General features: G+C 58.7%; 5 protein-coding genes and 3 tRNA genes. 4 read left to right on the forward strand and 4 right to left on the reverse strand.

Annotated features, from left to right (window positions below; all coding sequences use genetic code 11):
- Positions 1-604: 604 nt before the first annotated feature.
- Entirely contained in the window at positions 605-1,417 is an 813-nt protein-coding gene (locus DW850_RS06015) for a transposase (RefSeq protein WP_055252289.1), read from the reverse strand.
- A 403-nt stretch (positions 1,418-1,820) separates the two neighbouring features.
- On the opposite strand from DW850_RS06015, the gene DW850_RS06020 reads away from it, so the two are divergent.
- The 4 genes from DW850_RS06020 (at position 1,821) to dinD (ending at position 6,383) form a co-directional block, all read left to right on the forward strand.
- Positions 1,821-2,555, forward strand: a complete 735-nt coding sequence (locus DW850_RS06020) for an iron-sulfur cluster assembly scaffold protein (RefSeq protein ID WP_006235554.1) — start codon at positions 1,821-1,823, stop codon at positions 2,553-2,555.
- Positions 2,556-2,573: 18 nt separating this feature from the next.
- The gene (locus DW850_RS06025; protein ID WP_055252290.1) at positions 2,574-3,578 is read left to right on the forward strand and encodes a GGGtGRT protein; all 1,005 of its coding nucleotides are present in this window, start codon (positions 2,574-2,576) and stop codon (positions 3,576-3,578) included.
- A 256-nt stretch (positions 3,579-3,834) separates the two neighbouring features.
- Positions 3,835-5,361 carry an FAD-dependent oxidoreductase gene (locus DW850_RS06030; protein WP_117786543.1) on the forward strand — a complete coding sequence of 509 codons (1,527 nt, stop codon included), beginning with the start codon at positions 3,835-3,837 and terminating at the stop codon, positions 5,359-5,361.
- Between the two features lie 161 nt (positions 5,362-5,522).
- Entirely contained in the window at positions 5,523-6,383 is an 861-nt protein-coding gene (gene dinD / locus DW850_RS06035) for a DNA damage-inducible protein D (RefSeq protein WP_117629101.1), read from the forward strand.
- 264 nt (positions 6,384-6,647) lie between these two features.
- On the opposite strand, the gene DW850_RS06040 is transcribed toward dinD, so the two are convergent.
- The 3 genes from DW850_RS06040 to DW850_RS06050 all read right to left on the reverse strand — a co-directional run bounded on the left by DW850_RS06040 (position 6,648) and on the right by DW850_RS06050 (position 6,938).
- A tRNA-Lys gene (locus DW850_RS06040) sits at positions 6,648-6,720 on the reverse strand.
- Between the two features lie 43 nt (positions 6,721-6,763).
- Positions 6,764-6,839: transfer RNA gene (locus tag DW850_RS06045), tRNA-Lys, on the reverse strand.
- A 22-nt stretch (positions 6,840-6,861) separates the two neighbouring features.
- Positions 6,862-6,938, reverse strand: a tRNA-His gene (locus DW850_RS06050).
- Between the last annotated feature and the right edge of the window lie 117 nt (positions 6,939-7,055).

Genomic DNA, 7,055 nt, shown 5'->3' on the forward strand with positions numbered 1-7,055 from the left:
CTGTTTTTTCTAATGAGCGCGAACGCACAAAGTCCGCGCGTCCGGCACCCCGTCTGTCATTTACCACACAGCCAGACGCGAACACGGGCGTTTTCCACAGCACCAAAGGCCTGCGGCAGGGCCACGAGCACGCCTAGCATCGTCCCATGCCCCATCCAGCTGGGCTCCGATTCGCTTCGCGCCTGCTGCAGACGGGTCCCATAGGGAGCGGCGTGCATTTTTGCGAGTATTCAGCACGCCAAGCTGTGTGTATACGCATCGAAAGCGTTAATCAACGTCTCCAGGCGCATATATAGTGCGTTTTAGAACAAGCATCGTGGTCTCAGGGGCGCAAACATGAGCTTCGGGAGCGCATCGGCAGGCATAAATAGCTTCGGGGCCCGTATGTTGCAAAATTGCGACGGTAGTGGCAGTACCGCGATGCTGAAAACTCCATTTTTTGCACGGCGCAGATGGGGGTAGGCACGGGCAAACCCGGACTGAGCCCTTATTTTATGCAAGATGGCGATTGTTCTATGCATATTAAGAAGTGCAGTTGCCGCACCAAGCTTTTGAACGCTTGTTGCGGCGTATGGACGACCCCATCTGCGGCGCACAGGCGACCCTACATCACGTTTCCGCCAGTCCGCATCGCCGTCCGCGCGCGGGCACGCACAATACGAGAGACGGTACTTTTGCCAATCCCGGTATAGCGCTCAATCTGGCGCACCGTGAAACCGGCATCGTGCAATCCAAAAATAACGGTATCGCGCTGCGCCGGCGGTGCGGCTTTAACCCCGCGAAGCGGAACCCCGAGTTCCTTAGCCATCTTGCCGGCAAAGGCGTGGCGTTCCCACTCCGTCTCTTTCATATCGCCCAGCGCTGGCTCGCCGCCGTCGGGCGTCGAAAGTGAATAGGCAATAAAGCCCTCGGCAGAACCAAAGAGCTCAAGCACGCAAGAAGGATCAGAAAATCCCCTCGCGACATCAGCCGCGTCACCGTCGTAAGCGCGCAAATGCTCCGCAAAGCTGCTCCAGGGATAACGCTCGATTAGGCCAACGCCCGCCTCCTGTGGATCGGCGTGTACGGAGCGAATAGCCTCCATCACCTGCCAGTCGGTATCGAGCGAGCGCCGGTCAAAACGGTTCTGGAACAGATGACCTGTGCGCCCCGTGCGTTTATTGAACCGCCGCGCGTACGTCAAAAGCAGCCGGTGCATCGCCGCGCTCATCGCGTCCTCGTAATCTGCCAGCACCAGATGCACGTGATTGCCCATAAGACACCAAGCGATAACCGTGACGCCTGCCTCCCGGCAGCAGTCGCGCATCAACTCCAAAAACTCCCACCGGTCTTCATCGCCCTCAAAGATGAGCTGCTTGCCCACACCGCGGGCACAGACATGGTAAAAGCCGGTAACCGTTCTCCAAACGCGCTGCATGGCGCTCCCTTCGCCGGGATCTGATTGCCATCCAATACAGCACGATTGAAGCGTGCCATCAAAACATTCACGCAAAACAATACACTCGCGCGGCCAAAGGCAGTAAACGGGCGGCGGACGGCACCGTTGCAACAGGTCAGACCCCGCAACGCATACAAGAGCCGACCAAAAGCTTGCCAAAGACGAACCCCCTCTACGGAAGTTCGCGACCACAGAACATATAGTTAAACCGTTTCAATTAAAACTTCCGGACTTCTCGCTACGAAAACTGAGCCGTTCGCCGAATATTCCGTGCATTTCGCGGTATTATAGGGGCTGCATGTCATGTCCCTTTCGAAGGGTCGCCCGGCAATCGCCAGCCACGACCCCCAGACGGGACGCCAACACGATAGAGAGGAGAGGCATGCAGTACTCACAGGAAGTGGAGAACATGTGCCCCGTTGCCAAGGGTGCATACCACGGCCCCGCACCCATCCCCGAGGAGGGCAAGTGGGTCCAGGCTAAGGAGATTTCCGACATCTCCGGTCTTACGCACGGTGTGGGTTGGTGCGCACCTCAGCAGGGCGCCTGCAAGCTCACGCTGAACGTCAAGGACGGCATCATCGAGGAGGCCCTCGTTGAGACCATCGGCTGCTCGGGCATGACCCACTCTGCCGCCATGGCTTCCGAGATTCTTCCCGGTAAGACCATCCTCGAGGCCCTCAACACCGACCTCGTCTGCGACGCCATCAACGTTGCTATGCGCGAGATCTTCCTGCAGATCGTTTACGGCCGCAGCCAGACCGCGTTCTCCGAGGGCGGCCTGCCCGTGGGCGCCTCCCTCGACGACCTCGGCAAGGGCCTTCGCTCTCAGGTCGGCACCATGTTCGGCACCAAGGCCAAGGGCGCTCGTTACCTCGAGCTCGCTCAGGGCTACGTCACCCGCATGGCTCTCAACGACAAGAACGAGATCATCGCATTCGAGTTCCTGAACCTCGGCAAGTTCACCGACGCCGTCAAGGCCGGCAAGACCCCCGAGGAGGCCATCGCTGGCGCTATGGGCCACTATGGTCAGTGGGAGAACGCTGCCAAGTACATCGACCCGCGCACCGACGAGGAGACTCACTCCGTCGCCAGCGTGTTCCCGGTTCACGAGTAGAAAGGGAGGGAAATAACTATGACTGTTACGTTCGAAGGTTACGAGCGCCGCGCTGACAAGATCAACAAGTGCCTCGCCGACAACGGCATCGCCTCCCTCGAGGAAGCTCTGCAGATCTGCACCGACAAGGGCTTCAACCCGCGTGAGATCGTCAACAACACCCAGTCCATCGCCTTCCAGAACGCCGAGTGGGCCTACACCCTCGGTTGCGCTCTCGCTGTCAAGCGTGGCGCCAAGACCGCTTCTGAGGCTGCCGCCATCATCGGCGAGGGCATCCAGGCCTTCACCGTTCCCGGCTCCGTCGCCGAGGACCGCAAGGTCGGTCTGGGCCACGGCAACCTGGGCGCTATGCTGCTCTCCGACGACACCGAGTGCTTCGCCTTCCTGGCTGGCCACGAGTCCTTCGCTGCCGCTGAGGGCGCTATCGGCCTGGCTCTGAACGCCAACAAGGCTCGCAAGAAGCCGCTGCGCGTTATCCTCAACGGTCTGGGCAAGGACGCCGCTCAGATCATCGCCCGCATCAACGGCTTCACCTACGTGAAGACCCAGTTCGACTACTACACGGGCGAGCTCAAGGTCGTCGAGACCATCCCCTACTCCGATGGTCCCCGCGCTGCCGTTAACTGCTACGGTTCCGATGACGTCCGCGAGGGCGTTGCCATCATGTGGCACGAGAACGTCGACATCTCGATCACCGGTAACTCCACCAACCCCACGCGCTTCCAGCACCCCGTCGCTGGCACCTACAAGAAAGAGCGCCTCGAGGCTGGCAAGAAGTACTTCTCCGTCGCTTCTGGTGGCGGCACTGGCCGTACCCTGCACCCGGACAACATGGGCGCCGGCCCTGCCTCTTACGGCATGACCGACACCATGGGCCGCATGCACTCCGACGCCCAGTTCGCCGGTTCTTCCTCCGTGCCTGCGCACGTCGACATGATGGGTCTCATCGGCATGGGCAATAACCCCATGGTCGGTGCCACCGTCGCCTGCGCTGTCGCCGTCGAGGAGGCCCTCAAGGCCTAGTCGCGCCCGCGCGATGCTCACATAGTTGAGCTTTGGAGCCGCTACCTTTCGGGGTAGCGGCTCTTTTTGTTTACGCTGTCGCAGGGCAGCTAATGCCGATATATCAGTTGGGGCGAAATACGAGATGTGATGAGACGGAGCGTCAGAACGTCCATGACGCCCACCTGCCATATTTGCCCTTTACCGATTTGCCGAGTCTTTGCGGCCCCATTGCCGATCACCCATGCGACAATGCGCCGGACGAGAAAGGAATCCGATGGAATCGACTGATGTACTGGTAATTGGATCTGGCATTGCGGGCCTTTGCGCCGCCATCGAAGCGGCACGCACGGGTGCAACCGTCGCTGTGGCAAGCGCCGGCAAGACTATGAGTGGATCGAGCTTCTTCCCCGGAACCTGGGGCCTCGGCCTCATCGGACCCGTTAACGAAGACGACGAACAAGACCTCATCGATACCATCCAGACCGTTGGTGGCGGCGTCGCCGACCCCGAGCTTGTCCAGACGTTTGTCCACGGCATTCCCCAGGCAATTGAATGGCTCGAGCAAGACCTGGGCGTTGAGCTCCAGCGTCCGCAAAGCGCTGAGAGCGCTCAGCAAAAGCAATTTATCCCCTGCTTTGACCATAAGACACGCAAATGGCGCGGCCTCACCCGCAAACCCCTTGAGGACGCTCTGACAGCCCGGATCGAGTCGCTCGGCATTCGCCTGCTCCCCCGCCATGAGCTTATCGACCTTGTTGAGGACACGAACGGCAGAATAACCGGAACCGTGCTCTACGACCTCACCGAAAATCGAATCGTGCCCTTTGCTGCCAAGGCCACGATCATCGCAGCCGGTGGCACAAGCGGCCTGTTCGAGCGCAGCCTTACGTCGGCTGATGTGCTCAGCTCCTCGCAGGCCATCGCGCTGGCGCACGGCGCAACACTTACTAATATAGAGTTCATGCAGATGATGCCCGGCTTCATCGAGCCCAAGCGAAACCTTGTATTTAACGAGAAGACCTGGCGCTACGTCAAGTTCGACCAGTCGGTCGATATTGCCGACGGCAAGCTAAACGATCTGCTCGAGCAACGCTCCGGATATGGTCCCTTCACTTCGCGTCTGGATTCTCGCGCTATCGACCTAGCCATCGACCAAGCGGGAGCCGAAGACCTGGCGCTCCACTACGACTTCCCCCGCGAGGACGTCCCCGAGTTTGTGCAGACCTTTGCCACCTGGCTACAAGACGAGCACGGCATCGCGCCGACCGACGAGATGCGCGTGGCGATGTATGCCCACGCCGCCAACGGCGGTATCAAAATCGACAAGACCGCGTACACGGGCGTTGAGGGCCTCTACGCCTGCGGTGAGGCAACAGGCGGCATGCACGGCGCCGACCGCATCGGCGGCTTGTCGAGTGCCAATGGCATCGTATTCGGGCGCATCGCGGGCGCATCGGCAGCTCGAGCAGCGCTGGACGCTCCCGAGGCGGCCGCTCCGATGGATATCGCCCTCCCTCAGTATGGCATTGCCACAACAGATGCCGAACGCCTGACACACAGCCTTAAGCACACGATGAGCACCTATTGCATGATCAACAGGACCGAAGCAGGTCTATCCAAGGCCCTGCAACAGCTTGAAAGCCTGAAAGACGAGGCAACTGCGCTGAGCAAGCCGCATGCCAATGACAGCGAGATCGCAGCCCTCGCCCGCCTGCAATCGCAGAATCAGCTGGCAACGGAGATGGTCAAAGCCATGCGCAAGCGGACCGAAAGCCTGGGTTCGCACTATCGATCGAATTAAACTGGACACCTATCTAGAGCAGAGCACAACTAATCGATATCTATGGGCCCCGTGACCTCGAAGTGGCACGGGGCCCATTCGTGTCCGCACGGCAGCGTATCCTTATTCTGAGTACAGAGCGGGCAAAGCGCGCATAGACAATAGATCAGCGAGGAGGAGATATGGACAGTAGAGATATCGAGAAGTGGCGTGTCGAACTTGATAGCTACGCCAATGTGGAAGACGGCGTTGAGTATTGGCTCGCACGCGATTTAATGGAACCCATGGGGTACACTCGATGGGAGAACTTTGCCGAAGTTGTTAAGAGGGCAAAAGTCTCGTGCGAAACAAACAAAACTCCAGTTGATTCCCATTTTCGTGACACCACGAAAATGGTAACTGCCGGTGTCGCCGCTCGCGCGGTTAAAGACTACAAGCTTACGCGCTATGCATGCTATTTAATCGCCCAAAACGGAGATTCAAACAAGCCAGAGATCGCGCTCGCCCAGGCGTACTTCGCCGTGCAGACGCGCCGCCAAGAGCTCATAGAGCAGCGCTTCGCAGAGATTCAGCGCTTGCAGGCGCGCCACTCGCTATCTGATTCAGAGAAACAGCTCTCGGGTATTGCGTTCAAACGCGGCGTGGACTCCAAAGGATTCGCAATCATCAAGTCGAAGGGCGATGAAGCGTTATTCGGCGGCAGAAGCACGGCGGAAATGAAGCAACAGCTCGGCGTATCCAAGAGCTCGGCATTGGCGGACGGGCTAGCCGATGTTCTCATCAAAGCAAAGGACCTTACGAACTCGATGACGGCCTTCAACGCCGAGGAACACGACCTGTACGGTCTGGACCAGATCAAGCAAGAGCACGTCGAGAACAACACAAGCGTGCGTGGCAGCCTCATCGACCGCGGAATTGTACCTGAGAACCTACCGCCTGCCGAAGATACAAAAAAGCTCGAGCGTCGCGTGAAGGCAGACGAGAAGAAACTCAAGGAAGGTACTGACGGTTTTACCGATCCCCAGGGTAGACTCGATCTGTGAAAGCGGCCGTGCCCTTTCGGGTTCGACCCCATGAAAGGTCAACAAAAAAGACGGTCAACTATCGCTGACCGTCTTAACATGCTTTGGTGGGCCGTCAGGGGGTCAGCCTGCTTTGCAGGCGGCCGCTTCGGCGCTTTGCGCCTTGCGCGCTGCGCTGGTAAATGCTTACGCATTTCCTCAGCTTCGCGCCCCGACGGGTTCGACCCCATGCGAGGTCAACAAAAAAGCGACCAGCCTAAGCCAGTCGCTTTAACATACTTTGGGTGGGCCGTCAGGGGGTCGAACCCTGGACCTTGGGATTAAGAGTCCCCTGCTCTACCAACTGAGCTAACGACCCAAAGCTAAAGTCCGTCGTAGCGGACTTTAGAGGAGATATCGTGTGGTGGGCCGTCAGGGGGTCGAACCCTGGACCTTGGGATTAAGAGTCCCCTGCTCTACCAACTGAGCTAACGACCCGATATCAACACGAAGCAAGAACTGGGGTGGGTAAAGGGACTCGAACCCTCGACCTACGGGACCACAACCCGTCGCTCTAGCCAACTGAGCTACACCCACCGTGTCCTGTGCGCTTCGCGCTCGACTATTATTGCAAGGAACGCCACGCGATGCAAGCCCCAATTTTCAAGAATTTTGAAAAGAGTTTTTCCTTGATTCTCATCTTCATTGCAACAG

Origin of the sequence: Collinsella sp. AM36-4AA (genome assembly GCF_003467795.1) — a bacterium.
Classification (GTDB): Bacteria; Actinomycetota; Coriobacteriia; order Coriobacteriales; family Coriobacteriaceae; genus Collinsella.

Bases quoted from the DNA above. Each gene is read 5' to 3' on its own strand.
- DW850_RS06015 (WP_055252289.1), bottom strand. From the start codon at position 1,417: ATGCAGCGCGTTTGGAGAACGGTTACCGGCTTTTACCATGTCTGTGCC.
- dinD (WP_117629101.1), top strand. From the start codon at position 5,523: ATGGACAGTAGAGATATCGAGAAGTGGCGTGTCGAACTTGATAGCTAC.
- DW850_RS06030 (WP_117786543.1), top strand. From the start codon at position 3,835: ATGGAATCGACTGATGTACTGGTAATTGGATCTGGCATTGCGGGCCTT.
- DW850_RS06020 (WP_006235554.1), top strand. From the start codon at position 1,821: ATGCAGTACTCACAGGAAGTGGAGAACATGTGCCCCGTTGCCAAGGGT.
- DW850_RS06025 (WP_055252290.1), top strand. From the start codon at position 2,574: ATGACTGTTACGTTCGAAGGTTACGAGCGCCGCGCTGACAAGATCAAC.